A 24,360-nucleotide genomic window follows, 5' to 3' on the forward strand; every position below is an offset into this window, starting at 1 on the left:
ACAGACCGTCACGCATCCGAAACAACCCGGACTCAAGCGCTCCCTAGATTTGCCCCACCGGATACAGCCGCCCTGCGGACGAACTCCGCGCACACAAGGGGTCACACATGAGCAACAAGGTCCGTTTGCAGGCTGTTCGCGACGTCGAGGCCTACGTGCCTCCCGCGGTCAGCTTCATCGACTCGGAGGCACCCGGCGAGATCTTCGGGGAGAACGTCTTCAATCAGGTCGTCATGCAGAAGCGCCTGCCGAAGTCGGTCTACAAATCGGTCACCGCGACGATCGAGCATGGAGCAATGCTCGATCCGGCTGTCGCCGACGCCGTGGCGAGTGCGATGAAGAACTGGGCGCTCGAGAAGGGTGCCACCCACTACGCGCACGTCTTCTACCCTCTGACCGGTCTCACTGCCGAGAAGCACGACAGCTTCTTCGAGCCGATCGGCGACGGTACGGCCCTCGCCGAGTTCGCGGGCAAGACCCTCACCCAGGGTGAACCCGATGCGTCCAGCTTCCCGAACGGCGGACTCCGCAACACGTTCGAGGCCCGCGGCTACACCGGCTGGGATGTCACGAGCCCCGCCTACGTGCTCGAGAACCCGAACGGCAACACCCTGTGCATCCCGACCGTCTTCGTGTCGATGACCGGCGAGGCCCTCGACCACAAGACGCCGCTGCTCCGCTCGCAGCAGGCGATGGGCACCCACGCCGAGCGCATCCTGACCCTCTTCGGACACACGGATCCCGAACACGTGGTGTCGTACTGCGGCCCCGAGCAGGAGTATTTTCTCGTCGACCGGCACTTCTTCCTCGCCCGCCCCGACCTGCTGAACGCGGGCCGCACCCTGTTCGGCGCCAAACCCCCCAAGGGCCAGGAGTTCGACGACCACTACTTCGGCGCGATCCCAGAGCGCGTGCTCGGCTTCATGATGGACACAGAGCGCGAGCTCTTCAAGCTCGGGATCCCGGCCAAGACCCGCCACAACGAGGTCGCTCCCGGCCAGTTCGAGATCGCCCCGATGTTCGAGAAGGCCAACCTCGCGGCCGACCACCAGCAGCTGCTGATGACGACGTTCAAGACCATCGCCAAGAAGCACGGCATGGAGTGCCTGTTCCACGAGAAGCCGTTCCAGGGCGTCAACGGATCCGGTAAGCACGTGAACTTCAGCCTTGGCAACTCCCAGGTCGGCAGCGTGTTCGTGCCTGGCGACACACCCCACGAGAACGCGCAGTTCCTGGTCTTCTGTGCGGGCGTCATCCGTGCCGTGCACACGTACGCGGGGCTCCTCCGGGCATCCGTCGCCAGCGCGACCAACGACCATCGCCTCGGCGCCAACGAGGCTCCCCCGGCGATCATCTCGATCTTCCTCGGCGACCAGCTGGCCGACGTGTTCGAGCAGATCGCGAAAGGCCCGGCCACGAGCTCGAAGGGCAAGGGCAAGATGGTCATCGGAGTCGACACGCTGCCGGTGCTGCCGACCGATCCGGGTGACCGCAACCGCACCAGCCCGTTCGCCTTCACCGGCAACCGGTTCGAGTTCCGCGCGCCCGGTTCGATGCAGTCGGTCGCGGGGCCCATGACGACCATCAACACGATCATGGCCGACTCGCTCGACTACATGGCGACGTACCTCGAGGCCGCCGTGACCGAGGGCACCGACTTCGACCAGGCCGTTCAGACGCTCCTCACCGAGATCATCAACGAACACGGCTCCGTTGTCTTCAACGGCGACGGGTACGCCGATGCCTGGCCGATCGAGGCAGAGAAACGCGGGCTCGCGAACCTGAAGACGACGCTGGATGCCCTGCCCGAGCTCATCACCGAGCCGGCGATGGAACTCTTCGAGAAGTACAAGGTCTTCAACCACCGCGAGATGCACAGCCGGTACGAGATCGGCCTCGAGCAGTACACGCTCACGATCGGTGTCGAGGCGCGCCTGACGCTGGAGCTGGGGACCACCGTCGTGCTGCCGGCGGCCGTTCGCCACCAGACCGAACTCGCCCTGAACATCGGCGCCCTCAAGGCGGCGGGGGTCGAGACCGATACCTCGACGCTCGATGTGGTCTCGGTGCCTCTCGCCGAGCTCCGTGCGGCACTCGTGGTGCTGAAGGACGCGCTCGACGACGACAGCCACCACGAAGCGCTGGCCGAGGCCGAGCACGCCAGGAACGCCCTGCTGCCCGCCATGTCAGCGGTGCGCGCCGCGGCGGACACGCTCGAGGAGATCGTCGCCGACGACCTCTGGGCCCTGCCGACCTACCAGGAGATGCTCTTCATCCTGTAGGCCGCCGTCGCGGGCATGCGGATGCCCGTCGCCGCTACCTGCGCACCAACACCGTTCCCGCGAACACATCATGGAGCCCGCGCTGGTCTGAGTCCCAGATCAGCGCGGGAATCGTGAGCACAAGAAGGGCGGTGCGGATGATCGGGCGCCACCATCCCGCATAGGTGCCGTCGACCTTCACCACGCGGAGGCCGAGGATCAGGTGGCCGAATCCCCCGCCCGTGAACGCGATCAGCACGATCTGCTCGACCATGAAGATGATGGTCGATGCCCATGGATTCTGGAAGAAGAAAGCGGCGTACACCACGAAACAGGCTGCCCAGTCGATCAGGAGCGCGAAGATGCGCCGCCCCGGTCGGCCGACAGAGCCACGACCCTCATCAGGGAAACCCAGCCGCTCGCCGGGCCATTTGCTCGGTGCAGCGCCAGACCAGCGGGACGGGGGCTTTACGTTCGACACGCGTGCGAGTCTAGGACACGTCGCTTTGACGACCCTGCACGTAACATGCCCGAAACAATCGTGACACGGCGGAGTAATGGCTTCGCGATACCCTGACGGAAGTTGTGTTCACAACTGAGCACATCCAAGCCATTCAGTACCAAGCCATTTGGAGTCTCTCAAATGTTCAGTGATTCTTCCGAGGTGCTCAAGTTCATCAAGGACACCGACGTCAAGTTCCTTGATATCCGCTTCACCGACCTTCCCGGCGTGCAGCAGCACTTCAACATTCCCGCTTCGACAGTTGACGAGGACTTCTTCTCCGTCGGCCAGATGTTCGACGGCTCGTCGATTCGTGGGTTCGCGTCGATCCACGAATCCGACATGCAGCTCATCCCGGATGTCTCGACCGCTTACATCGACCCGTTCCGCGTCGAGCGCACCCTGATCGTCATCTTCGACATCTACAACCCGCGGAACGGTGAGATCTACTCCCGCGACCCGCGCCAGGTTGCCAAGAAGGCGGAGAAGTACCTCGCCTCCACCGGCATCGCCGACACCGCGTTCTTTGCCCCAGAGGCCGAGTTCTACATCTTCGACGACGTGCGCTACGAAGTGAAGCAGAACAAGAGCTTCTACTCCGTCGACTCCAGCGAAGGCGCCTGGAACTCCGGCCGCGAAGAAGAGGGTGGCAACCTCGCCAACAAGACCCCCTTCAAGGGCGGGTACTTCCCCGTCAGCCCGGTCGACCAGCACGCCGATCTCCGCGACGACATCTCGCTGAAACTGATCGACTCCGGCCTCATCCTCGAGCGTGCGCACCACGAAGTGGGCACCGCCGGCCAGGGCGAGATCAACTACCGCTTCGATACCATGGTGCACGCGGCAGACGACATCCTGAAGTTCAAGTACATTGTGAAGAACACGGCTGCCCAATGGGGCAAAACGGCGACCTTCATGCCGAAGCCGCTCTTCGGCGACAACGGATCGGGCATGCACACCCACCAGTCGCTCTGGAACGACGGCACCCCGCTGTTCTACGACGAGGCCGGCTACGGCGGGCTCAGCGACATCGCCCGTTGGTACATCGGCGGACTCCTGAAGCACGCCCCCGCGGTGCTTGCCTTCACGAACCCGACCGTCAACTCGTACCACCGTCTGGTTCCGGGCTTCGAAGCTCCGGTGAACCTGGTCTACTCGGCCGGCAACCGTTCGGCGTCAATCCGTATCCCGATCACCGGCACGAACCCGAAGGCGAAGCGCATCGAGTTCCGGGCCCCGGATGCATCGGGCAACCCCTACCTCGCGTTCGCCGCGCAGCTCATGGCCGGCCTCGACGGCATCCAGAACCGCATCGAGCCGCACGAGCCGGTCGACAAGGACCTCTACGAGCTTCCGCCCGAAGAGGCGAAGAACATCCCCCAGGTTCCCGCGTCGCTCGGCGAGGCCCTGCTGGCTCTCGAAGCCGACAACGAGTTCCTGACTAAGGGCGGCGTCTTCACCCAGGACCTGATCGAGACCTGGATCGAGTACAAGCGCGAGAACGAGATCAAGCCGATCGCCCAGCGCCCGCACCCGTTCGAGTTCGAGCTCTACTACGGCGTGTAGTCACACCTCTGCAGACCGAGCGGGGCCGCTCCTCCTTCTGGAGAGGGCGGCCCCGTTTCTGCGTGTCCGGACGGAACGCCTGCGCTAGCCGAGCACAGGCCGCTCGATCACCGGCAGCATGAGGGCGCTCCGGCGGGAGACGAACTCGGTCTCGGAGATGGAACCGTGACGGCGCATCCGGCCGAGTTCGCGGAGCCCCTGCTCCACCTCCCGCTCAGCTGACGCCTCTGCCTCTGTCTTCACGAGTCTCTGCGCACGGCGGTGGGATTTGAGGAGTCTGGACGCTTTCACAGAGTGTTTGTTCGGAGCCGTCGAGAAGACCGTTTGCTCCGCGCAATGAATTGTGCCGGAATCATTGCTGGTTCTGTGTCAGCGTGACCCCGTACGCAGCCTCCGCGGAATTGAAGAACGTGTCGCGATCGCGGATGATCGCCTGGGGCGGAAGCTGCTCCGAGCGGGTGGAGGCCACCGTCGAACGCTTGACGGCCGTACCGATGGCGAGGAACTCGATCAGCCCGCCGCCGAGGTCGTAGACGTACGTCTTGATGCCGATCACATCGTCTGCACCGACTTCCGTGGCCTGCTGCTGCACTGTGGCCAGCGACTCCTCGCGGGCGCCGTAGATCAGCTGCGTCAGTTCGCTGATCTCGCCCTTGACGAAGTTCTTGAACGCCGAGGTGATTCCGCCGACGAGGCCGAGCGAGTACACCGAGGTGCCCATGACGAGCTTCATCGGCGCGTAGCCGATCCGCGCGAGGCTCCACATCTCTTCGGCGGTCAGGTCGCTCGTGACGACCCCCATCGCCGACAGAGCCGGATCGGACATGTCGTGCCTCGAGGCCGTGCCGACCATCAGCATCTCCTGCACAGCCGTGCCGCCGAACGGCAGGATGTTCGTCGTGATGCCGACAACCGCATTGGCGCCCACCGACTGCGCCTCGGCGACGATTCGCTGCAGTGCGAGGTTGCGGGTCTGGCTGAAGAGATCGCTGTACTCCTTCACCTCACCGCGGGCGAGCTGTCGGAAGGCACCGGCTATGCCTCGCCCGACACCGATGGAGTAGGCGACGTTGCCCATGACGAAGGAGATCGGCTGGTAACCCGCGTCGATCTGGCAGAACAGCTCCTGGCCGTCGCTCGAGGTCGTGAACGCGACATCCGGTGCTCCCGCCTTCTGGTGAACGGTCGACGCCACCGACAGGAACTCGATGTTCTGGGCGTGGAAGATCAGCTCCGTCGTGACGCTCGTGGCCCCGTGACCCTGGCTCTGCTGCATCTCGGCGATGAGCCGCTGCATCGAGAGGTGTCGACCCTGGGTGATCATGTCGGTGATCGCGGTGACCTCACCGCCCACCATCCCCCGGAACCCCGCGCTGAGGGAACCGAGGAACCCGCGGGAGAAGACGCTGTTGCCGACGAGCAGATTGCCGGGGTGGTAGCCCAGCAGGTCGATGCAGTACATCTCGTTGCCGGACAGGCCGCTCAGCACGGACTTCCTGAGAGGAGTGGAGCCGGGGTCGGTCATCGGGATTCCTTCAAAGTACGTGAGTATGACTCAGCCTACAGCGCGCCGTAGAAGTCCCGCTCGAAGACCGCTCGCGAGCGGCGGGTCACGGCGAGGTAGTCCTCTTCGAGCGCGGTCGCCGAGCCGGGCGGATACTCCAGGAGCCGCGCAACACCCTCGAGTTGCCGCCGGTCGGAGGGAAGCACATCCACCGTGCGGTTGATCCACAGAGTCATCGCCGAACGGGCCCGCGACGCGAAGATCCACGCTTCCCTGAGTTTCGCCGCATCCTCCTCGTTCACGTACCCCGCTCTGACCTCCGCATCGAGGGCATCGAGGGTCGACGTGGTCTGGAACTCCGGATGCTCGGCCCCATGCTCGAGCTGGAGCAGCTGCACGTACCATTCGACATCGCTCAGCGACCCCCGGCCGAGCTTCAGATGGCGGGCCGGATCCGCTCCCTGCGGCAGCCGTTCCTTCTCCACCCGCGCTTTGATGCGTTTGACCTCGCGCACCGCGTTCTCCTCGATGGCGCGCGGGTAGCGCACCTCGTCGGCGACGGCCTCGAATGCGCGCATCAGGGAAACGTCGCCGGCGACTCCCCTGGCGCGCAGCAGCGCCTGGGCCTCCCAGGTCAGCGACCAGCGCTTGTAGTAGGCGCGGTAGCTGTCGAGCGACCGCACGACGATCCCGTTCTTCCCCTCAGGCCTGAGATCGATGTCGAGTTCGAGGGGGAGACGGTGGTCCTCGGTGAGCCGCACCAGTTCGTTCACGATGAAACGCGCGACCGACTGGGCGGTTTCGATGTCGACGGAGACGGCGCGGTAGACATACATCACGTCGGTGTCCGATCCGAAACCGATCTCGCGCCCGCCGTAGCGCCCCATGCCGATGACCGCGAACTCGATGCCGTCACCGCGTGACAGGGCAGCGGATCCACGGATCGCGTTCAGCGTTCCCTGCAGGAACACGGTGGTGATGTCCGTCAGCCCCTTGGCGAGCTCCTGCACCGTCACCAGGCCGAGGATCGCTGCGCAGGCGAGCCGAAGCACCTCCCGCCGGCGGGCCGACCTGAGCGCCGCGGCCACCGCATCAGGGGTGTCGTGGCGAGCGATGATCGCGTCGGTCTCGCCGGTGAGCACTTCGAACGGGCGGGGCCGCAGCTCGTGGTCGTTCTCCAGCCACGCGGCCGCCTCGGGGATCCGTTCGAGCAGTTCGGCCGCGAATCGCGAGCCCGAGAGCACCTGCGTGAGACGAGCTGCGGCGCCTGAGGAGTCGCGCAGCATCCGCAGGAACCAGTACGTCTCGCCCAGCGTGTCGCTCAGCCGCCGGAAGGCGAGCAGGCCGTAGTCGGGGTCTGCTCCGTTCGCGAACCACTGCAGCATCACGGGCAGCAGGTGGCGCTGGATCGCGGCGCGCCTGGACATCCCGGCCGTCATTGCCCGGATGTGCCCGAGCGCGCCCTTCGGGTCGCGGAACCCGATCGCAGCGAGGCGCGCGGTGGCCTGCTCGCTGGTGAGGCTGATCTCGTCGGGACCGAGAGCGGCGACGGCAGCGAGCAACGGACGGTAGAACAGCCGCTCGTGGAGGGTGCGCACCCGCACCTTGATCGCGTTCCAGATCTCGAGCAGCGCCGGTGCGCTGGCCGCGAGCTCGGTCGCCCGCGCCAGAACCCGCTGGCCGAACTCGTCGCGCGGAACGAGATGCGTGCGACTCAGGCGCCGCAACTGCAGCCGGTGCTCCATCAGGCGGAGCACCCGGTAGTCGTGGGCGAACTCGTGCGCTTCCACGCGCCCGATGTACCCCTGGTCGGCCAGCGCGGGCAGGGCCGCGAGTGTGCCGGCCTGGCGCACCAGCGGATCGTTCTGCCCGTGAACGAGTTGCAGCAGCTGCACGGTGAACTCGATGTCCCTGAGCCCACCGGGGCCGAGCTTCAGCTGGTAGTCGACCTCGTCGGCGGGGATGTGGTCGGTGACCCGCTGGCGCATCTTCTGCACCGACTCGACGAACCCCTCCCGCGACGCGCTCGTCCACACCTTGGGAGCCACCGCCTCGACGTACCGGGCACCGAGCAGTTGATCCCCCGCCAGAGGCCGCGCCTTCAGCAGCGCCTGGAACTCCCAGCTCTTCGCCCAGCGCTCGTAGTAGGCGAGGTGCGATTCGAGCGAGCGCACCAGCGCGCCCGCCTTGCCCTCCGGACGGAGGTTCGGGTCGACCTCCCAGAGCGGCGGCTCCATGGTGGTCTCCATGATGCCGTGCATGGTCATCATGGCCAGGGCGGTCGCGATGTCGATCGCCCTGCCGGTACTGAGCCCCGCATCTTCGTCACCCTCGCCGACGAAGATCACGTCGACGTCGCTCACATAGTTGAGTTCCTGGGCGCCCGACTTGCCCATGCCGATGATCGCCAGCCTCGTCAGAGCGACCTCGTCGTGTGCGAACACCCACCGGCTCCGCCCCCGAGTGGATGCCCGGCTGCGCGCACACGCCAGCGAGGCGTCGAGCGCGGCCGCCGCCAGATCGGCGAGGGTGTGGGCGATCGCACCGACGCCCGCGACGGGGTCGGACTGCTCGAGGTCGTACGCGGTGATCTGGGCGAGCACGCGGCGGTAGCGGATGCGGAGGAGGGTCCAGTCGCCGTCGCCCGAACTGCCGCCGCCCTGCACGGTGGCGAACCCGTCGACGGCTGCGACGGAGTTCAAGAGGTCATCCTGGAGCTCGTCAGCCGTCGGCAGGCGCGAGATGCGCTCCGCCAGCGCTCCGAGCTCCTCGGGGTGCCGGAGGAAGAAGTCACCGAACCCGGCGGACGCGCCGACGACCCTCAGCAGGCGCGTGCGCGTCGGTTCCTCGGCGAGCAATGACACCGTGGGCGTCGCCGGCAACCGCAACAGCCTCACGAGGTAGGTCAGTGCCTGGTCGGGGTCGGCTGTCAGTCGGAGCGACGCGAGCAGATCATCCATCGCGACCGAGCCCAGCTCGCTCGCCAGTTCGAGATCACGCGTCGCCGCGGACAGTTCGGAGAAGCCGACCCTGGCCAGTTCGGTGAGGCTCAGCGGGCCCTGAATGCGTGCCATCGGGGCCTCGCTACAGCATCTCCAGGTTGCTCTGCAACTCGAACGGCGTGACCTGGTCGCGGTAGGCGGCCCACTCCTGACGCTTGTTCAGAAGCACGTAGTTGAAGACGTGCTCGCCGAGGGTCTCCGCCACCAGCTCCGACTTCTCCATCTCGCCGATGGCCTGGTCGAGGCTCGCGGGCAGAGCGTTGTAGCCAAGCGCGCGGCGCTCCGTGTCGCTGAGGCTCCAGACGTTGTCCTCGGCCTCGGCCGGCAGCTCATAGCCCTCCTCGATGCCCTTGAGCCCGGCAGCGAGCAGCAGCGAGTACGCGAGGTACGGGTTCGCTGCAGAGTCGATCGCCCGGTACTCGACGCGGGACGACTGCCCCTTGTTCGGCTTGTAGAGCGGAACACGCACCAGTGCGGAACGGTTGTTGTGGCCCCAGCAGACGAAGCTCGGCGCCTCGTCGCCACCCCAGAGCCGCTTGTACGAGTTCACGAACTGGTTCGTGACGGCCGTGATCTCGGGGGCGTGCTTCAGCAGCCCCGCGATGAACTGACGGCCGATCTTCGACAGCTGATACTCGGCCCCGGCCTCGAAGAACGCGTTCGAGTCGCCCTCGAAGAGCGACATGTGGGTGTGCATCCCCGATCCCGGATGCCCGGAGAGTGGCTTCGGCATGAAGGTCGCATAGACGCCCTGCTCGATCGCCACCTCCTTCACGACGGTGCGGAAGGTCATGATGTTGTCGGCCGTCGTCAGAGCGTCGGCGTAGCGCAGGTCGATCTCGTTCTGCCCGGGGCCGGCCTCGTGATGGCTGAACTCCACCGAGATGCCGAGGTCTTCGAGCATCCGCACCGACCGGCGACGGAAGTCGTGCGCGGTACCGCCCGGAACGTTGTCGAAGTACCCCGCCTTGTCCACGGGCTCGGGGCCGTCGGGGCCGTACTTCGACGACTTCAGCAGGTAGAACTCGATCTCGGGGTGCGTGTAGAACGAGAACCCGCGATCCCCGGCCTTCGCAAGGGTGCGCTTCAGCACGTTGCGAGGATCTGCGACGGCGGGCTGCCCGTCGGGCGTTGTGATGTCGCAGAACATGCGCGCCGTCGGGTCGACCTCGCCCCGCCACGGCAGGATCTGGAAGGTGGTGGGATCAGGATGCGCGAGCACATCCGCCTCGAACGAGCGGGTGAGGCCCTCGATGGCGCTGCCGTCGAAACCGAGCCCCTCGGCGAAGGCCCCCTCGACCTCTGCGGGGGCGATGGCCACGGATTTGAGGGTGCCGACCACGTCGGTGAACCACAGCCGAACGAACTTGACACCGCGTTCTTCAATGGTACGAAGAACGAAGTCGCGCTGCTTATCCATCGACGGTTGTTACCTCTTTCCGGCACGTGGTTCTGCCACTATTAGGCTAGTGGCTATGCCGAGACTTCGCTTAGCGCTGGCCCAGACCAACCCCATTGTCGGAGACCTCGAAGGCAACTCTGCCGAGATCGTCGCCGCGGTCCGCCGCGCCCGGGACGCGGGGGCCGACCTCGTCGCGTTCGGGGAGATGGCCCTCTCGGGCTACCCCATCGAAGACCTCGCCTCCCGGCCGTCGTTCCTTGCCGCCTGCCGCGCCCGCGTCGCGGCGCTGGCGACGGAGCTCGCCTCGGCCGGCCTCGGCGACATCGTGGTCGTGGTGGGGCATCCCGATGGGCCCTTCGAGCCCCGCGCCTTCACCACCACGAACGCGCCGACGGCGATCGCCCAGAACGTGGCCTCGATCATCCAGAACGGTGAGATCAAGGCGCGCTACGCGAAACATCACCTGCCGAACTACTCGGTCTTCGACGAGTACCGGATCTTCATCGCCGGCGACGAACTCCTCGTGCTCCGGATGCGCGGGGTCGACGTCGCGCTCATCATCTGCGAGGACCTCTGGCGTGACGGCGGGCCGGTGAACCGGGTCGCCTCCGCCGATGCCGGGGTGCTGCTCGTCATCAACGCCTCGCCCTACGAGCGCGACAAGAACGAGGTGCGGCTGCCGCTCGTGGTGCGGCGCGCGAAGGAGAACGACACGATCGTCGCCTACGTGAACATCGTGGGCGGCCAGGACGACCTGCTCTTCGACGGAGACAGCGTGGTGGTCTCCCCCGCCGGTGAGATCCTGGCGCGCGCACCCCAGTTCCAGCCGCACCTGCTCGTGGTCGACATCGACCCCGAAGCGGCGACGCTGGATGATCTGCCGCCGGATGTCGCGCGGGTGACGCTCTCGTTGCCGGCCACCGGCTCCTCCTCGCCGCAGACCGCGCTCACCTCCGACATCGCCGTCGTGCCCGACGAACTCGAGCAGGTCTGGAACGCGCTCGTGCTGGGCCTCGGCGACTACGTGCGGAAGAACCGATTCCGCTCGGTCGTCCTCGGGCTCTCCGGCGGCATCGACTCGGCCGTCTGCGCCGTGCTCGCCGCCGACGCTATCGGGGCGGCCAACGTGTACGGCGTGTCGATGCCGAGTCGCTGGTCGAGCGATCACTCGCGCTCCGACGCCGACGACCTCGCCGAGCGGATCGGCGTGCACTACGAGACCCAGGCGATCGCCGATCTCGTGCAGCCCATCGAGACCCAGCTCGCGCTCGACGGTGTCGCGGCCGAGAACCTGCAGGCGCGCATCCGGGGCATCATCCTGATGGGGCTCTCGAACCAGTTGGGCCACCTCGTGCTCACGACGGGCAACAAGAGCGAACTCGCGGTCGGCTATTCGACGATCTACGGCGATTCGGTGGGCGGCTTCGCACCTCTGAAAGACGTTCCGAAGATGCTGGTCTGGGAGCTGGCGCGCTGGCGGAATTCCTTTGCGGCGCGGCGCGGAGAAACCCCGCCGATCCCCGAGAACTCGATCTCGAAACCGCCGTCGGCCGAGCTCCGGCCCGACCAGACCGACCAGGACTCGCTGCCCGAGTACGAGATCCTGGATGCTCTGCTGGAGGACTACATCAACGGCGGCTTCGGCCGTGACGAGCTTGTCGCCCGCGGTTTCGACGCCGATGTCGTCGACCGCATCATCGGTCTCGTCGACCATTCCGAATGGAAGCGTCGCCAGAGCGCTATCGGTACGAAGATCTCGCGGACGGCCTTCGGGCGCGACCGCCGCCTGCCGATCACTTACCGCCCGACCGCCGTCTCTTGAGACCCCCGCGGTCAGGTGAGACGCCGACGCACGTCTCACCTGACCGCGGGAGTCTCACTTGCCCTCGGTAGACTGAGGGCATGACGGAGCAGTCCCCCCGAAAGCGCGTACGCACCCGGCACTTCCAGAATGCGAAGGAGAACGGCGTGCCGATCGTGGGGCTCACCTCCTACGACCAGCTCTCGGCAGCGATCTTCGACGCTGCAGACATCGACTTCCTGCTGGTCGGCGACTCGGCGGGCAACAACGTCTTCGGCAACGAGACGACGCTGTCGGTGACGGTCGATCAGCTGATTCCCCTGACGCGCGCCGTCGCCGGTGCAGCGAAGCGCGCCCTGGTGATCGCGGACATGCCGTTCGGGTCCTACGAAGGTGGCCCCGACGACGCCCTGCACACCGCTGTGCGGTTCATGAAGGAGTCGAACGCACATGCCGTGAAGCTCGAGGGCGGGGTGCGGAGCGCCCCGCAGATCCGGCGCATCGTGGATGCCGGCATCCCCGTGATGGGCCACATCGGCTTCACCCCGCAGAGTGAGCACGGCCTCGGCGGGCACATCATCCAGGGCCGGGGTGAAGGCGCCGAGGCGCTGCTCGCCGACGCCCACGCCGTGGAGGACGCGGGGGCGTTCGCCGTGGTGCTCGAGATGGTTCCGAGCGACATCGCCGGCCGCATCACGAAGGAGCTCCGCATCCCGACCATCAGTGTCGGTGCGGGCCCGAACACCGACGGCCAGCTGCTCGTCTGGACCGACTTCGCCGGCTTCTCGCAGGGCCGTACCCCCCGCTTCGTGAAGCAATACGCGAACCTCACTCAGGTGCTGACGGATGCCGTCACCGCTTTTCGCGCCGACGTCGCCTCCGGCGCCTACCCGGCCCCCGAGCACGAGTACGAGGGCTGACCGCCCCGAGCAGACTCTCCCAGCTGGGCGAAGGGACCCGAATCGTCCTGACGCCCGTCCCTTGGCGCGACCTGCGTCCCTTGGTCGGGCGCGCACCTTCCTTCGAGGCTGACCCGGCCGCGCGAGACTGAGATGAATCTTCCTCGTCTATGATGAGGGGATGTTGGGCATGGTCTTCGCCGATCTCGGCTGGGAGACCAGCCCAGCTCACATGGTCTTCGACCGCCGGGGGCATCTGTTCGTCGCCTGCGACCTGACGTCGTCTGTGATCGAGGTGGATGCCCGGGGCTCCGTCTCCGCCGCCACGGGATCGCCCCCGGCGAGGAGTTCGCCGTGCAGGCGCTGCTGGCGACATCCGATGGCTCAGTATGGGTGGCGAGCCATCGGCCGTCGAGCCTTCACCGGATTTCCCCCGGCGATGGCACGCTCGTCACGTACCCGCTCGCAGCCGACATCAGCCCCTCGGCCCTGGTCGAGAGCCGGGGTTCGATCTTCGCGGCGACCACGCAAAGCGGAACGATGACGCGAGTGGGCCCGGATGGTGGGCTCACCGAGGTGTTCGTGCAGCTGCCGCTCGGCGCCGAGCCGATCGCCCTCAGCGCAGGCACGGACGGCACGCTCTACTCAGCGGACTGGCAGACGGGCGCGATCCTGCAGATTGCGGCCGATGGCTCCGCCGGCCACGGTGGCGAGACAACAACGCAGGAGTGCGCGCGATTGCCGCTTCGCACAATGCCGGTCGCCATGACGGACGAACACCAGGGAGCGGTCTTCATCGCAGCAGGCTCAGGGCTCTTCCGCCTTGAAACAGGGGACGGCGCCCTCGCGGAGATCCTGAACTACCCGTAGTCGCCCTTCACCGCGTTCGGCATGGCGGAGTCGCATGGCGAATTCTCGGTCGCCGGCGGAGGGGGCATGGTGATGAGTGTCGACATGTCCACGCCGACAGTTTCCCGAACGGTGGACCTCGGAGATCGCCACATCGTGTGTTGTGCCTACGACCCAGCGGGGCGGCTCGTCGTCGCCGACTACTCGCGTGGCCAGATCCTGCGGATCTGACTCCGACCCTCGAAACCCTGACCGCCCCGACCCGCCACAGCCACACAAAAATGACTCTCTGCCACGGGTGACCTCGTCGAACGATTCCCGGTTTCGCCGGCAGTACCGTTCGCGCTCGAAGCCCTGCTCGTTGATCTCGCGATACACCCCGGGTGACGTGCCCCAGATGGACATCCTCGACTTCGGTGGCGATGACACCGCGCTGTGGTCGTGCGCGCTGTGGTCGTGCGCGCTGGACCCCAGCGGCCGGCTCTCCGCTGCCGACTACGCGACCGCCCGAATCCGCATCTGGTCGCGCACAGCTGACATGAGGTCTCCTCGACTATGATGGAGGTATGCTCGGCACGGTCTTCGCCCAATTCGGTCGTCTGAGCTTCCCGACGGCGACAGTGACCGACCGAGCGGGTGCTCTGTTCGTGGCCTTCGCCGAGGGTGATCCGGTGGTGAAGCTCGACCACTTCGGCAATCGTCTGTCGATTCATCCGCTCCCCGATGGCGTCCGAGCGGTCGAGACGATGTCGATCACTCCCGAGGACCAGCTCTGCCTCCTCGCTTCAGATCCCCCCTCGATCGTTCTGATCGATTCGCACAGCGCGCGTTCCGTCTCGATTCTGCTGCCGGCGGATGTCTCGCCGACGGCGCTGGCCGTTGGCGCTGACGGCCGCGCGTACATCGCCGCAACCAGCATGACCTTCCTCCTCCGCGTTGACACCGAGCAGGGCAACGGGGTGAGCCGCGTCGCGCTCGAGTTCGACCTCGACCCCTCCGCAGTCGCGGTCGATCGTGCCGGCACTCTCTACGTCGCAGACTGGACGACTTGCCGCATCGACCGGATCAGTCCAGACGGCACGACTGACGTCGGATTCTGGACTCCGCGTGACGGAGTTCCCAGCTCTGCCCTTGCCTGTTCGGCTGACGGCCGCCGACTGATCGCGAGCGGTGCCGACGGAAGTGTGGCCCAGCTGGAGCTCGCGACCGGCGTGACGCACATCACCGGGGAGGAGCGGCCGGAATCACTGGCGGCTCACGTCATCGAGATCGCCCCTGAGGGAACGGCGTACCTGCCCTCGTTCGATCAGAATGCCGTCACCACGCTGTCGCCGACAGGAGACCTGACTACTTCCTCGATCGAGGGCTTTCCCGAACAGCGTCTCGCCCTGACAGACTGCACCGTGCGAGCCGACGGAGCAGTCTTGGCCGTGGGCTTCCTCGCCGGTTCGATGATCAGGCTGAGCCTCCCGTGAGAATCGAACTCTTCGCCGACTTCGGAGAGGAGACCCGCCCGGCCCACCCGGCCTCCGACCGCCGCGGGCACCTGTTCGTCGCCTGCGACCTGGCCTCCTCGGTCATCGAGTTGGATGCCCGGGGAACTGTTCGACATCGCTATGCGGTCGCTTCAGGTAAGGATGTCGCCATCCACGCCATGCTGGCCGCCGCCTCCGGATCGGTCTGGGTGGCGACTCACAAACCGGACAGCATTCATCGCATCGCATCGACCCGGCCGACGGCACCGTGGAACACTTCGCGCTCGCCAACACGAGCTGGCCGACCGCTCTCGTGGAATCCCGCGGTGCGGTCTACTGCTCGAATGATCGCGCCGGCACCATCTCGAAGATCAGTGGGGAGGGAAAACTGACGGAGACATTCGCCTCGTTTCCCCTCGGCTCTAAGCCGATCGCGCTCAGCGCCGACACTCGGGGACGCCTGTACGCCCTCGATTGGCGGACGGGTGACATTCTGGTCGTCTTGCGCGAAGGCGGGACCGCCGTCCGCTTCGCAAGCGTGCCCCCGGAAACACTCCCCTTCAGCATCACCCGCGAATACCGTGGGGTGTTCTTCATCTGGCGACGGAGAGCCTGATGCGTCTCGACATCGCCCGCGGCACGCTCGAGAAGGTGCTCGAGCTTCCTCCCACGCCGTTCTTCCCGTTCTGGGTATTCGACCGGACGGATCTTCCGGGTCGCAACCTGAAGCTTCCTGATACTCAGTCGTTCGCGGCGTCCTCCTCGGCCCACTTGGCCGAGTTCGCACGGAGAGTCTCGAGGGCGTGTTCGGCCTCGGCCTTCGTCTCGAACGGGCCGACCCGATCCGGAGCGGGTGAGACGTAACCGAACTCCACGTCGCCGGTGTTGGTGTTGTACCAGTACTGCTTCGAGGGATCGCCTGACATGAGTGCTCCAAGGGGTCGTGAACTACGATAGATCCTATGCCCAAGGACTCCGCAGGCCACCTCACCCCGGGCCGGATCTCCCCGCTCCGAACCGTTCCCGCCGCGATCGAACGACCCGAGTATGTCGGCCGCCGCGAGCCGGACGAAGGCGGCGGCAGCGACGTCTACACGGGCGAACGGCTCTCGGGCATCCGGGAGTCCTCGCGCATCGCTGCGAACGCCCTCGCGCACGTGGGGGCCCATGTCGCGCCTGGCGTCACGACGGACGAGTTGGATGCCCTCGGCCACGCCTATCTCATCGAGCACGGTGCCTATCCGTCCACGCTCGGCTACCGCGGTTACCCCAAGTCGCTCTGCACGAGTGTGAACGAGGTCATCTGCCACGGGATTCCAGACAACACCGTGCTGGATGACGGCGACATCGTGAACATCGACATCACCGCTTACAAGAACGGCGTGCACGGCGACACGAACGCCACCTTCGTCGCGGGGCAGCCGGCCGAAGACGTGCGCCTGCTCGTCGAGCGCACCCGCGAGGCGATGAACCGCGGCATCAAGGCCGTGGCCCCCGGCCGGCAGATCAACGTCATCGGCCGCGCCATCGAGTCGTATGCGAAACGGTTCGGCTACGGAGTCGTGCGCGACTACACAGGGCACGGGGTGGGCGAGCAGTTCCACTCGGGATTGATCATCCCGCACTACGACTCGGCACCCCAGTTCGACGACGAGATCCAGGTCGGCATGGTCTTCACCATCGAACCGATGCTCACGCTCGGCTCCCAGGACAACGAGCTCTGGAACGACGGCTGGACGGTGGTCACCCGCGACCACTCGCTCAGCGCGCAGTTCGAGCACACACTTGTGGTGACCGAGCGCGGCGCCGAAGTTCTGACCCTCGCCGACACGGCAGAATAGAACCGCCGGCCGCGTCTCACGGCCGAGACAGAGAACGAGGGAACACGATGACTGGCAGCACGGACTCTTCGATAGCCATCGGCATCGACATCGGCGGGACGGGCATCAAGGGTGCGATCGTCGACACCTCGACCGGCGAGCTTCTGAGCGATCGCATCAAGCTCGACACCCCCGAGGGCGGCAAGCCGAAGGATGTCGTCGGCACCGTCGAGAAACTGCTTGCACAGCTGACGGATGCTCCCGCCGACGCCCCCATCGGCATCGACTTTCCCGCGGTGGTGCAGAACGGCAAGACCATGTCGGCCGCGAATGTGTCGAAGAAGTGGATCGGGCTCGAGGCGGAGAAGCTCTTCGAAGACGCCCTGAAGCGGGACATCACGTTCGTGAACGACGCCGATGCTGCGGGCTACGCCGAGGTGCGCTACGGCGCGGCCAAGGGCAAGAACGGCCTCATCATCATGACGACGCTCGGCACGGGAATCGGCACGGCCATCATCTACAACGGCGTGCTGATCCCGAACGCCGAGCTCGGGCACATCCAGATCGACGGTGGCGACTACGAGCACAAGGCCTCGTATGCGGCCAAGGAGCGCGACGACCTCAACTGGGTGCAGTGGGCCGCACGCCTGCAGACCTACTACGCCGAGCTCGAGAAGCTGCTCTGGCCCGACCTGTTCATCGTCGGCGGCGGCGTGTCGAAGAGCTACCAGGAGTTCCTGCCGAAGATCTCGATCAACACGCCGATGGTCCCTGCGACGCTCCGCAACAACGCGGGCATCCTGGGTGCCGCGAGCCTCGCGCTCGAGCCCAAGGTGCTCCCGAACGCGAACCAGCTGGTCGGCGAGCCGGGCGAAAGCGCAACTTCTCTGAAATAAGGCGAAAGGGCCGACTGCTACGCCGGGTTCTGTCTTGGGCGTGCGTGCCGAAGCGCGCGCGCCCATGGACGGCCATCTATCTACGACGTACGTTGCCGCACGCCTCCAGCGGTCTACCCGAAGGCACGGCGAGCAGCCGTATCGCCTTCTGTCTGACCTTGCTCCGGGCGAGGTTTACCGAGCCTGCCATGTCACCATGGCCGCTGGTGGTCTCTTACACCACCGTTTCACCCTTACCCCGGACCCCGCAAGCGGCGCCCGTGGCGGTCTGTTCTCTGTGGCACTGTTCTCTCGGGTTGCCCCGGGTGGGTGTTACCCACCGCCCTGCTCTACGGAGCCCGGACGTTCCTCGGCGGCTGTCCCATCCGCAGAACGGATGCTCGAGCCGACGCGACCGTCTTGCCGACCCTTTCGCGTGGCCCAGTCTACCCGGCCCGATCGAATCGATCCGGTCAGAGGCCGGACTCCTCCGTGCGCACGAGGATGCAGCTGCTGTCGGGATCGAGCACCACGTCATCCGGCGCCGCCAGGCGGATCTTGGCCAGGTCGCTCTCGTGCAGCTTCACGTTGCTGCCCATCGACACGCCGCGGGTGAGGAGGGCAGCGCCGATTCCGTAGCGCGCCCGCTGCCGGTCGTAGAGGGCCAGGAGTTCGTCGCCGATCGCCCCCGCGATGAGGTCACGGTTCAGCTGCACGCCCTTCCGCTCGGAGTCGAGCGTCAGGAGGGAGGCGTCGCGACGGGTTCGGAGGGCATCCTGCTCGGCCGTCAGCGCGCCCATCTCCTCGGTGACCACCGCGAGACGGGAGTTGATCTCGTCGATGCGCTCCATCACGGCGAGTTCGATGTCCTCGAGGTCACTGCGGCGCTTCAGCAGCGACGCGATCTCGTGCTCGAGGCCCTGGATGTCCTTCGTGGAGGTGCTCGTCTGCAGCCGGGAACGGTCGCGCTCCATGCGAATGGTGACGATGGCGACGTCGGACTCGACCCGAGAGATCTCCAGTTCGGCGTCTTCGAGTTCACCGCGAACCGAGGAGAGCCTGTGCGACACGGTTCCGATCTGGTCTTTCAGCTCGGCGAGCCGCTTCAGCTCCGGGAGGGTCTTCGCCTGGTGCCCGAGCTGGCTGAGGCGTGTGTCGGCGGCCTGCAGGTCGAGCAGCGACCGTTGCTCTGAGACAGGTGCTTTCATGAGGGGATCCTTCGGTTCTGTATGGAGTTCTGTCTGAAGTATTGTCTGGAATGTCGTGGCGGATGCGACCCGTGGATGCCTGGCAGGGACTACTGCGTCACGACGAAGTCCCACGGGTCTGTGCGGAGCTCGCTCACCGTGACCGTGACTCCCGCCAGGGCGTGCCGCAACTCGGCAGCCGCGACGTCGAGCCACAACCACTCGCTCGCCCAGTGTGACACGTCGATGAGTGCGGGGCCTGTTCCGAGGGCGGCCTGTTCCCGCGCCTCCGATGCCGGGTGGTGCCGGAGATCCGAGGTGATGTAGACATCCGCAGTGCGTACGGCAGACTCCCGGAGCAGCGAGTCGCCTGCTCCTCCGCAGAGAGCGACGCGCGTCACCGGATGATCGTACGCACCGGCGACGCGGATGCCGGTCGCCGTGGCGGGCAGCAGTTCCGCGAGCTTCAGCGCGAGGTGCCCGAGGCTGGTGGGCTCGGCCAGGTCGCCGACGCGGCCGATGCCTGTGCCCGGCACAGCTGACGCACCGGTCGCGGGCACGATGGGCACGGCATCCGCGAGGCCGAGCCTGGTCGCGATGACGTCGGAGACGCCATTCTCGACGATGTCCGCGTTCGTGTGGGCTGCGACGAGCGCGCACCCGCCACGGATGAGCCGGGCCAGTAGCGAACCCTTGTAGGTCGTCTCGGCGACCGACGTGACTCCTCTGAGCAGCAGCGGGTGGTGCACGAGAAGCAGATCGGCACCCAGCTCGAGCGCCTCGTCGACCGTCTCGGCGACGGCGTCGACGGCGAGGTGGATGCTCGTCACCACGGCGTCCGGCGAGCCGCTCAGCAGCCCGGGCGAATCCCAGCTCTCGGCATTCCCGAGGGGCCAAAGGCGTTCGATGACGTCGTTGGCCTGCCGGAGGGTGAGGCGGGGAGCTGAGGAATCCACGTCACCGATTCTAGGGCCGACCCCTGTTCTGTCGAATCCTTCCGTTCTCTGAGGGGCGGTTCGACTCTGAAGAGCAGGGCTTATATCTGGTGAATATCAGTTGCGGGCTGATGGTCAGCGCGCGGCGACCAGAAGGGCGATGGCTCCGGCAGCGGTGGCCCAGCTCACCAGGCTGCCCACCAGGAAGTACTCGGCCTTGGTACCCGACAGACCGTCGCCGCCCCGGGCATCCTGGGCGATCTCCGGGAACCGCACGATGCCCTTGGCGGCGACCAGTGCGGCCGCGATGGGGGCAAGACCGGCCAGCACGATGGCGACGATGAGCAGGCGCTCGAGCGGCCCGATGAGGCGGCCGCCCTTGAGATCGGTGCGGGTGAGATCTTCGTCGTGGGAAGCACCGTCGGGCAGGCTCTCATCATCATCATCGACCGGCATTGACGTCGCCTGCACCCGGCTCCGGGGGTGCAGCGCGATCCGCACCACGATGTTTGCACTCTCGGCGAGGAACAGCCCCACACCGAAGAAGAGCGCGATCTGGGGCAGTGGCGCGTCGCGGAGGGCGGCGGTTGCGGCATCCCGCTGGCCGTCGACCAGGTAGCCGGAGAGCGCCAGCCCGGTTCGGTCGGCCAGCAGCAGGATGACCGCCAGCACGATGAGCCCGGCGACCGCCGCGCGCCCGGCGAGCCCCGTCGCGTGTTCGTCCGACGTCGTCAACACGAGCCAGCCCCCCGCTGCCAGCAGGCAGAGCGCCACCCACCCGAGCGGCACGCCGAGCCCGGTGGTGACCAGCACAGCGAGCAGCACCCAGCTCGCACCGATCGACGCCAGCAGCCCGGCCGAGGGTCGGCTGACCTCACTCCCCCGGAACAGGCCCCGCCACAGGTCGGCCGACCCGATCGCAGCGAGCAGCACGGCCGTCAGCATGCTTCACCCGCCTCCCGCAGAGCCACGATTCCTGCCTGGAGGGCCGTGACACCGGCGCGCCTCAGGGACTGCGACACGGCCGACTGCGAGACACCCTCCTGCTCGGCCAGCACCGACTGGGAGTGGCCGAGCCACCTCCCGAGAGCGAGCCGTCTCTCGCGGGCGCTCATTCCGCCCACGACGTAGTCGCGCCCGAGCAGGTATGCATTCACGGCGGCATCGGTGAACGACGGCTCACCCCGGCCCTGGTACCAGCTGCGGAGCGTCGGCACCCGGGTGTCGGCCCGGAGGTGCGCCTCATCGATCGCACTCCGCGCCGCCCACCACGCCGAGCCGTCCTGGAGCACTCCGGTCAACCCCGCACCGACGGAGCGGATCTCGCCGCACCCGATGCCCACCCGGGCATCGAGCCCTTCTGGCATCGAGAGCCGTGCCAGCAGTGTCGCCTCGAGAGCATCGGCCAGCGTGCAGTACACCGCCTGGAATTCGTCGCCGAGGGTCGCAGCGAACGGCTCCACATGCTCCACGGCGGCATTCACCACAGCGAAGGCCTGTTCAAGCAGCTTCTGGGCGGCGGCCCGGTCAGCGATCTGTCGGGAGTCGACCAGATCCAGGATCACCGCCACGTTCGATTCAGCACTCATGACATAAGGCTAACACTGATAATCAGCAAATATAAGCCCAGAACTAATTGCCCGCCGAGCGTGTGGCGGATCGGGTGGAAGCAGTGACCGAGAATTTGGTGTTCTGGCCCCACACCCGCGTCGGGCCGACCAGACGGCGAAGATCGGGCTGGTAGGCGAGAGACGAATTGAACACGGTGAGAAGCACCCCGCCCGGTCGGAGCACCCGCCCCGCGTCACGGAACAGGCCGAGAGCCACCCCGGTGTGTACCGAGCTCCCTACATGGAAGGGCGGATTGCAGACGATCAGGTCTGCCGAAGCATCCGGCTGCAGCGCCAACCCGGCGTCGCGCACCACCCGCACACCGGCGAGCCGGTTGGACGCCATGGTCTCGCCGGCGGAGGAGCACGCCGCCGCGGACTGGTCGCTGGCGATCACCGTCAGGGACGGGAAGCGTCTCGCCAGAACGGCCGCAATGATTCCCGTGCCGCACCCGAGGTCGATGGCGGTGAGGGAACGCTCCGTGGGCGGCGCGGCGGTCACCTCTCCCACGGCCCGGTCGAGGAACTCCAACACGAACCGCGTACCGATGTCGAGACCCACCCCGGCGAAGACACCTCCGTGGGCGGCAACAGTCAGACCGAGCTCGGCGTTGTGTTCGCGCTTCGGGTACGGCAGGGCATCCACCGGCCGGCGCGCGCCGCGCGCAACGATCACCCGTGACTTCTGCCGGGCGAGCGAGGCGTTCACCTCGGAGAAGTGCACCGCGAGCGTGTCGTTCATGGCGTGGGTGAGGTGCTTGATGCGGCCACCACCGAACACCACGACATCCGGATGGGCATACCGCGCGATGGAGTCGGCGAGCTCGTCGAGCTCGGCAAGACCGCGCGGCAGTTGCAGCAGCACGACGCGCGCGCCCGAGAGGAGCTCCTCCGACAGCGGGAGCGACAGATACCGGTCGGTCAACCCGGCGGCTTCGGCGTTGCGGGCCAGCGCCTGCTCACCCACCAGTCTGTCCTGGTGGGTGCGGATGCCCGCCAGCCCGAATTCGGCGGCGGCCCCCAGCGTGAGCGCGCCGTACCGGTCGCCGATGACGACCACCTCACCGCTCCCGATCCTGCTCCCGCTCTCGCCGAGCACCCCCGCAGCCTCGTCGAGCACCAGCCGGTCGCTCGCATCGCTCGCGAACAGGTTCGGGGCTTCGATGTCGGGGCTCCGCCGCAGCGTCTCGAACAGTTCGTACATGACTCCCAGTCTGGCCCACACCACCGACGCTCCCTGCCCCCCTCTCCTCGGTGCTCCAATGGCTCGCCGGTGGTGAACGGCCGCGCACCCTCTTCGCCACGGTGGGCGGCGCCGTCGTCGCGCTGCCGATCGGCGTCGCCCTCGAGAGTGCGGCGCGGGCTGGGATCCGCACCTGAGGATCCCCGGCAGCATCTTCACTCAGCCACTCGACTGGTTCGTCGACGGGAGCTATCCGCTTCTCATCTGGATCGCCTTCCTGGCCGTCGGCTATGTGCTAGCCCGGCTCGACATCACGAAGATTCGCACGCAGCTCTGGATGCTCGGCTGCGGCCTCGTCGTGGGGGTCGCCGGGCAGCTGGTGGGGAAATACGCGGTGACTCCGGAGACGTTCACCGCCGAGCTGGCGCTGCACATCTCCGCCGTCGGTGTGGCTGCATCGCTCGTCGGCGGTCTCTGTCTTGTCAGCACGAACCGGATCGTCCGCGGCATCCTGTACCCATTGGCCTCGGTGGGGATGATGCCCCTCACGATCTACACCGGCCACGTGCTGGTGCTGTCGTTCCGCTACTGGCTCGACCCCGGCCAGCCGGTGAAGAACCAGCTGGCGTGGCCGGTGCTGACGCTCGCAAGCCTGGCCTTCGCGACCCTCTGGCGGCCACTGTTCGACCAAGGACTACTGGAACGGGTAGTGCGGGCGCTTGACGGCGGCCGGAAGAAGCAGGATGTGCGCCCTACCGGGATCGAACCGATGACATCCACGGTGTAAACGTGGCGCTCTACCAGCTGAGCTAAAGGCGCTTGGTGCGAAAAGCCTACACTCCGGCGGGCTCGAGCTCCTGCAGGGCAGCGCGGTAGGCCTCGATCGAACGCGCCTCGCCCGGCGCCGTGATGAAGCTGGCCCGGATGATGCCGTGGGTATCGATCACGAACGTCGCCCTGTTCGAGAAGCCCTTGCCGTCGAGGAAGACCCCGTACTCCTTGGCGACCTCACCGTGCGGCCAGAAGTCGGCGAGGAGGTTGAAGTCGAAGCCCTTCTCCTCGCTCCACGCGCGGAGGGCCGACTTCGAGTCGACCGAGATGCCGAGGAGTTCGACGCTGTTGTCGTGGAACATCGCGATGTTGTCCTCCAGCGTGCAGAGCTCGCTGGTACAGACACCGGAATAGGCGAGTGGGAAGAACACGATCACCACAGGCTTGATGCCGCGGAACTGGCTCAGACGCACCTTCTCGCCGAACTGGTTCGACAGTTCGAAGTCGGGGGCGAATGTGTCGTTTTCGAGTGCCATGACGGCGATCCTTCCGGTGGCGGGTAATTTGCCCGCCAGACCCAATCATCCAGTCTATTCCTCCAATCCGCAGACAACCCCTCCGCGAGGGCCTCTGTGCCGACTCGGATTCACTAGGCTTGAGGGCGGTGTGGATTCCGTGAACCGGAGACCCCAGCCATGAATGATCTCTACAACCCAGA

General features: G+C 66.6%; 24 protein-coding genes, 1 tRNA gene and 1 other RNA gene. 12 read left to right on the forward strand and 14 right to left on the reverse strand.

Annotation, left to right across the window (positions count from 1 at the left end; all coding sequences use genetic code 11):
- The first annotated feature begins 107 nt into the window (after nt 1-107).
- A complete protein-coding gene (locus B7R22_RS08980) occupies nt 108-2,282 on the forward strand; it encodes a glutamine synthetase III family protein (RefSeq protein WP_116411406.1) in 2,175 nt (724 codons plus the stop codon).
- 34 nt (nt 2,283-2,316) lie between these two features.
- Here the strand turns inward: B7R22_RS08980 and B7R22_RS08985 are convergent, their stop codons facing one another.
- Entirely contained in the window at nt 2,317-2,742 is a 426-nt protein-coding gene (locus B7R22_RS08985) for an RDD family protein (protein WP_116411407.1), read from the reverse strand.
- Nucleotides 2,743-2,904: 162 nt separating this feature from the next.
- Between B7R22_RS08985 and glnA the strand changes: the two genes are divergently transcribed.
- On the forward strand, nt 2,905-4,329 hold the full coding sequence (glnA, locus tag B7R22_RS08990) for a type I glutamate--ammonia ligase (RefSeq protein ID WP_116283239.1): 1,425 nt from the start codon (nt 2,905-2,907) through the stop codon (nt 4,327-4,329).
- A gap of 84 nt (nt 4,330-4,413) precedes the next feature.
- Here glnA and B7R22_RS19175 read toward each other — a convergent pair whose 3' ends face one another.
- The 4 genes from B7R22_RS19175 to B7R22_RS09005 all read right to left on the reverse strand — a co-directional run bounded on the left by B7R22_RS19175 (nt 4,414) and on the right by B7R22_RS09005 (nt 10,255).
- Entirely contained in the window at nt 4,414-4,572 is a 159-nt protein-coding gene (locus tag B7R22_RS19175; RefSeq protein WP_172582281.1) for a hypothetical protein, read from the reverse strand.
- Between the two features lie 109 nt (nt 4,573-4,681).
- The gene (locus tag B7R22_RS08995) at nt 4,682-5,854 is read right to left on the reverse strand and encodes a heavy metal-binding domain-containing protein (RefSeq protein WP_116411408.1); all 1,173 of its coding nucleotides are present in this window, start codon (nt 5,852-5,854) and stop codon (nt 4,682-4,684) included.
- 35 nt (nt 5,855-5,889) lie between these two features.
- Nucleotides 5,890-8,907, reverse strand: a complete 3,018-nt coding sequence (locus B7R22_RS09000; RefSeq protein WP_116411409.1) for a bifunctional [glutamine synthetase] adenylyltransferase/[glutamine synthetase]-adenylyl-L-tyrosine phosphorylase — start codon at nt 8,905-8,907, stop codon at nt 5,890-5,892.
- A gap of 10 nt (nt 8,908-8,917) precedes the next feature.
- Nucleotides 8,918-10,255, reverse strand: a complete 1,338-nt coding sequence (locus B7R22_RS09005; protein ID WP_116283241.1) for a glutamine synthetase family protein — start codon at nt 10,253-10,255, stop codon at nt 8,918-8,920.
- 55 nt (nt 10,256-10,310) lie between these two features.
- Here B7R22_RS09005 and B7R22_RS09010 point away from each other — a divergent pair, with 55 nt between their 5' ends.
- The 6 genes from B7R22_RS09010 (at nt 10,311) to B7R22_RS19185 (ending at nt 15,877) form a co-directional block, all read left to right on the forward strand.
- Nucleotides 10,311-12,059, forward strand: a complete 1,749-nt coding sequence (locus B7R22_RS09010; protein WP_116411410.1) for an NAD+ synthase — start codon at nt 10,311-10,313, stop codon at nt 12,057-12,059.
- Between the two features lie 80 nt (nt 12,060-12,139).
- Nucleotides 12,140-12,958 (forward strand): 3-methyl-2-oxobutanoate hydroxymethyltransferase, encoded by an 819-nt coding sequence (gene panB, locus B7R22_RS09015; protein WP_116411411.1) that lies wholly within the window; start codon nt 12,140-12,142, stop codon nt 12,956-12,958.
- A gap of 333 nt (nt 12,959-13,291) precedes the next feature.
- On the forward strand, nt 13,292-13,807 hold the full coding sequence (locus tag B7R22_RS09020) for a hypothetical protein (protein WP_116411412.1): 516 nt from the start codon (nt 13,292-13,294) through the stop codon (nt 13,805-13,807).
- A gap of 84 nt (nt 13,808-13,891) precedes the next feature.
- Nucleotides 13,892-14,017: a hypothetical protein gene (locus B7R22_RS20070; protein ID WP_301182605.1), complete on the forward strand. Its 126-nt coding sequence runs from the start codon at nt 13,892-13,894 to the stop codon at nt 14,015-14,017.
- A gap of 335 nt (nt 14,018-14,352) precedes the next feature.
- A complete protein-coding gene (locus tag B7R22_RS09035) occupies nt 14,353-15,261 on the forward strand; it encodes a hypothetical protein (RefSeq protein WP_116411415.1) in 909 nt (302 codons plus the stop codon).
- A gap of 268 nt (nt 15,262-15,529) precedes the next feature.
- A complete protein-coding gene (locus tag B7R22_RS19185) occupies nt 15,530-15,877 on the forward strand; it encodes a hypothetical protein (RefSeq protein ID WP_116411416.1) in 348 nt (115 codons plus the stop codon).
- A gap of 124 nt (nt 15,878-16,001) precedes the next feature.
- Here the strand turns inward: B7R22_RS19185 and B7R22_RS09045 are convergent, their stop codons facing one another.
- Nucleotides 16,002-16,187 (reverse strand): SPOR domain-containing protein, encoded by a 186-nt coding sequence (locus B7R22_RS09045; protein ID WP_116411417.1) that lies wholly within the window; start codon nt 16,185-16,187, stop codon nt 16,002-16,004.
- A 36-nt stretch (nt 16,188-16,223) separates the two neighbouring features.
- Between B7R22_RS09045 and map the strand changes: the two genes are divergently transcribed.
- Nucleotides 16,224-17,102 (forward strand): type I methionyl aminopeptidase, encoded by an 879-nt coding sequence (gene map, locus B7R22_RS09050; RefSeq protein ID WP_116411418.1) that lies wholly within the window; start codon nt 16,224-16,226, stop codon nt 17,100-17,102.
- A gap of 47 nt (nt 17,103-17,149) precedes the next feature.
- The gene (gene ppgK / locus B7R22_RS09055) at nt 17,150-17,977 is read left to right on the forward strand and encodes a polyphosphate--glucose phosphotransferase (RefSeq protein WP_116411419.1); all 828 of its coding nucleotides are present in this window, start codon (nt 17,150-17,152) and stop codon (nt 17,975-17,977) included.
- A gap of 2 nt (nt 17,978-17,979) precedes the next feature.
- Here ppgK and rnpB read toward each other — a convergent pair.
- From rnpB to B7R22_RS09085, 6 genes are all read right to left on the reverse strand, one after another.
- An RNA gene (rnpB, locus tag B7R22_RS09060) (RNase P RNA component class A) lies at nt 17,980-18,387 on the reverse strand.
- A 42-nt stretch (nt 18,388-18,429) separates the two neighbouring features.
- Nucleotides 18,430-19,164, reverse strand: a complete 735-nt coding sequence (locus B7R22_RS09065) for a zinc ribbon domain-containing protein (RefSeq protein WP_116411420.1) — start codon at nt 19,162-19,164, stop codon at nt 18,430-18,432.
- Between the two features lie 89 nt (nt 19,165-19,253).
- Nucleotides 19,254-20,099: a Nif3-like dinuclear metal center hexameric protein gene (locus B7R22_RS09070; protein WP_116411421.1), complete on the reverse strand. Its 846-nt coding sequence runs from the start codon at nt 20,097-20,099 to the stop codon at nt 19,254-19,256.
- Nucleotides 20,100-20,213: 114 nt separating this feature from the next.
- Complete coding sequence (locus tag B7R22_RS09075) at nt 20,214-21,023, reverse strand: hypothetical protein (protein ID WP_116411422.1); 810 nt, start codon at nt 21,021-21,023, stop codon at nt 20,214-20,216.
- Complete coding sequence (locus B7R22_RS09080; protein ID WP_116411423.1) at nt 21,017-21,667, reverse strand: SatD family protein; 651 nt, start codon at nt 21,665-21,667, stop codon at nt 21,017-21,019. The genes B7R22_RS09075 and B7R22_RS09080 overlap by 7 nt, the downstream gene beginning before the upstream one ends.
- Before the next feature lie 43 nt (nt 21,668-21,710).
- Nucleotides 21,711-22,892: a class I SAM-dependent methyltransferase gene (locus tag B7R22_RS09085; protein WP_116411424.1), complete on the reverse strand. Its 1,182-nt coding sequence runs from the start codon at nt 22,890-22,892 to the stop codon at nt 21,711-21,713.
- A 50-nt stretch (nt 22,893-22,942) separates the two neighbouring features.
- Between B7R22_RS09085 and B7R22_RS20075 the strand changes: the two genes are divergently transcribed.
- Nucleotides 22,943-23,068, forward strand: a complete 126-nt coding sequence (locus B7R22_RS20075; RefSeq protein ID WP_301182606.1) for a hypothetical protein — start codon at nt 22,943-22,945, stop codon at nt 23,066-23,068.
- 140 nt (nt 23,069-23,208) lie between these two features.
- Entirely contained in the window at nt 23,209-23,658 is a 450-nt protein-coding gene (locus B7R22_RS20230) for a DUF418 domain-containing protein (protein WP_116411455.1), read from the forward strand.
- Here the strand turns inward: B7R22_RS20230 and B7R22_RS09095 are convergent.
- A tRNA-Val gene (locus tag B7R22_RS09095) sits at nt 23,618-23,690 on the reverse strand. The genes B7R22_RS20230 and B7R22_RS09095 overlap by 41 nt on opposite strands.
- A gap of 14 nt (nt 23,691-23,704) precedes the next feature.
- Nucleotides 23,705-24,178: a peroxiredoxin gene (locus tag B7R22_RS09100; RefSeq protein WP_116411425.1), complete on the reverse strand. Its 474-nt coding sequence runs from the start codon at nt 24,176-24,178 to the stop codon at nt 23,705-23,707.
- Between the last annotated feature and the right edge of the window lie 182 nt (nt 24,179-24,360).

This window comes from Subtercola boreus, from assembly GCF_003399635.1.
Classification (GTDB): domain Bacteria; phylum Actinomycetota; class Actinomycetes; order Actinomycetales; family Microbacteriaceae; genus Subtercola; species Subtercola boreus_B.

Excerpts from the sequence above, each read along its gene's own strand:
- B7R22_RS08980 (WP_116411406.1), top strand. The coding sequence starts at position 108 with ATGAGCAACAAGGTCCGTTTGCAGGCTGTTCGCGACGTCGAGGCCTAC.
- glnA (WP_116283239.1), top strand. The coding sequence starts at position 2,905 with ATGTTCAGTGATTCTTCCGAGGTGCTCAAGTTCATCAAGGACACCGAC.
- B7R22_RS08995 (WP_116411408.1), bottom strand. The coding sequence starts at position 5,854 with ATGACCGACCCCGGCTCCACTCCTCTCAGGAAGTCCGTGCTGAGCGGC.
- B7R22_RS09000 (WP_116411409.1), bottom strand. The coding sequence starts at position 8,907 with ATGGCACGCATTCAGGGCCCGCTGAGCCTCACCGAACTGGCCAGGGTC.
- B7R22_RS09005 (WP_116283241.1), bottom strand. The coding sequence starts at position 10,255 with ATGGATAAGCAGCGCGACTTCGTTCTTCGTACCATTGAAGAACGCGGT.
- B7R22_RS09010 (WP_116411410.1), top strand. The coding sequence starts at position 10,311 with ATGCCGAGACTTCGCTTAGCGCTGGCCCAGACCAACCCCATTGTCGGA.
- panB (WP_116411411.1), top strand. The coding sequence starts at position 12,140 with ATGACGGAGCAGTCCCCCCGAAAGCGCGTACGCACCCGGCACTTCCAG.
- B7R22_RS20070 (WP_301182605.1), top strand. The coding sequence starts at position 13,892 with ATGTCCACGCCGACAGTTTCCCGAACGGTGGACCTCGGAGATCGCCAC.
- B7R22_RS09035 (WP_116411415.1), top strand. The coding sequence starts at position 14,353 with ATGCTCGGCACGGTCTTCGCCCAATTCGGTCGTCTGAGCTTCCCGACG.
- B7R22_RS09045 (WP_116411417.1), bottom strand. The coding sequence starts at position 16,187 with ATGTCAGGCGATCCCTCGAAGCAGTACTGGTACAACACCAACACCGGC.
- map (WP_116411418.1), top strand. The coding sequence starts at position 16,224 with ATGCCCAAGGACTCCGCAGGCCACCTCACCCCGGGCCGGATCTCCCCG.
- ppgK (WP_116411419.1), top strand. The coding sequence starts at position 17,150 with ATGACTGGCAGCACGGACTCTTCGATAGCCATCGGCATCGACATCGGC.
- B7R22_RS09065 (WP_116411420.1), bottom strand. The coding sequence starts at position 19,164 with ATGAAAGCACCTGTCTCAGAGCAACGGTCGCTGCTCGACCTGCAGGCC.
- B7R22_RS09075 (WP_116411422.1), bottom strand. The coding sequence starts at position 21,023 with ATGCTGACGGCCGTGCTGCTCGCTGCGATCGGGTCGGCCGACCTGTGG.
- B7R22_RS09080 (WP_116411423.1), bottom strand. The coding sequence starts at position 21,667 with ATGAGTGCTGAATCGAACGTGGCGGTGATCCTGGATCTGGTCGACTCC.
- B7R22_RS09085 (WP_116411424.1), bottom strand. The coding sequence starts at position 22,892 with ATGTACGAACTGTTCGAGACGCTGCGGCGGAGCCCCGACATCGAAGCC.
- B7R22_RS20230 (WP_116411455.1), top strand. The coding sequence starts at position 23,209 with ATGCTCGGCTGCGGCCTCGTCGTGGGGGTCGCCGGGCAGCTGGTGGGG.
- B7R22_RS09100 (WP_116411425.1), bottom strand. The coding sequence starts at position 24,178 with ATGGCACTCGAAAACGACACATTCGCCCCCGACTTCGAACTGTCGAAC.